Below are 1,225 nucleotides of genomic sequence, written 5' to 3'. Positions count from 1 at the left end.
GGCCTTTCTCGTGTTCGGGCGGGGCCGCTACTTCCAGGCGGGCAGTGGGGGTAGCGGGCCGGTGAGGTCGTGGCCGGGGGAGCGGCCGAGGAGCCAGGCGAGCAGGGCCGAGGAGGGGCCGAGGACCGTGTGGTGGGGGCGGCCGGGGCCGACGGTGGCGATGAAGTCGGAGTCGGTGGCCTGGAGGTCGAAGGTGGGGGTCGCGTCGGGGAGGAGGTTGGCGGACACGTCGGCGACGGCTTCGGGGAGCAGGCGGGCCACGAAGGCCGCGGGCCAGTCGGCGGGGGTGTAGTCGACGCCGAGGTCGACGTGATGGATCTCGGTCTCGCGCAGGCGCATCCACGGAATCTGGTCGGCCGTGAGCGAACCGCCCTGCCGGTTGCGGACGACGGCCTGCCAGTCCGCGGCGGGCATCGTGGTGGCCACGGCCTGCCAGCGATGCGCCGAGGCGGTGAAGTCGGCGTGCTGGACGTCGAGGTGCCGCGGCGCGCCCGCCTCGATGTCGGCGTCGCGGGTCGCGACACTGGCGTACTGGGGGATCTCGATGCCGGTGCGCGCCCACAGCAGCAGGTTCAGCAGACTGTCGGCATTGCGCGACATGTGCGCGACGACGTGCCCGCGCGTCCAGCCGGGGAGCCGGGACGGTTCGCTCAACTGCGCATCGGTGAGCGCGCCGATCGCCGCGTCGAAGCGAGCGGTGGAGGCGGCGACCTGGGTGAGCAGGTCGAGAGGGGTAGCCGTTTCGCTGGTCACGGGTCCGAGCGTAGTTGCCCGGGTCCGCGCGCACCGCCGTTCACCGCGGTGTCGGGGACCCCTGTGGATAACCCTGAGCCTGTGGACAACTGGGGAGATTTGGCGCTCGACGACCGCGGCGGCGAACCGCCGCGTGTCACGATTCAGCCGGCGACGATCGCGTCGGCCTCGATCTCGATCAGGAGCTCGGGGGCGATCAGCGCGGTCACCTCGTACATCGAGGCGGCGGGGCGGATGGTGCCGAAGACGGCCGAATGCGCGGCGGCGACTTCGGACCAGCGGGCGATATCGGTGACGAAGATGCGGGTGCGCACCACATCCCGCAGGCTCGCGCCCGCCTGTTCCAGCGCGGTGGCGATGCGGGCGAGGACCTCGGTCCCTTGCTGCTTACCTGTCCCTCGTCCCCGACCTGCGCGGGCGCGGATTGGCCGTCCTTCGGCGCGGATCCGAGGTAGCTCTTCGCCGCGTCTTC

General features: G+C 72.1%; 2 protein-coding genes. Both read right to left on the bottom strand.

The window, feature by feature from the left end; all coding sequences use genetic code 11:
• Positions 1 to 27: 27 nt before the first annotated feature.
• Complete coding sequence (locus tag ACWDNU_RS46250; RefSeq protein ID WP_355284042.1) at positions 28 to 753, bottom strand: maleylpyruvate isomerase family mycothiol-dependent enzyme; 726 nt, start codon at positions 751 to 753, stop codon at positions 28 to 30.
• Between the two features lie 143 nt (positions 754 to 896).
• Positions 897 to 1,225: Rid family hydrolase (locus ACWDNU_RS46245; RefSeq protein WP_449673496.1), on the bottom strand; the 329-nt coding region annotated here is incomplete at its 5' end.

The sequence above is a fragment of the Amycolatopsis sp. NPDC003676 genome (genome assembly GCF_053587275.1).
The sequence above is the reverse complement of the archived record's forward strand: the minus strand, read 5'-3'. Positions and strand labels throughout refer to the sequence as shown.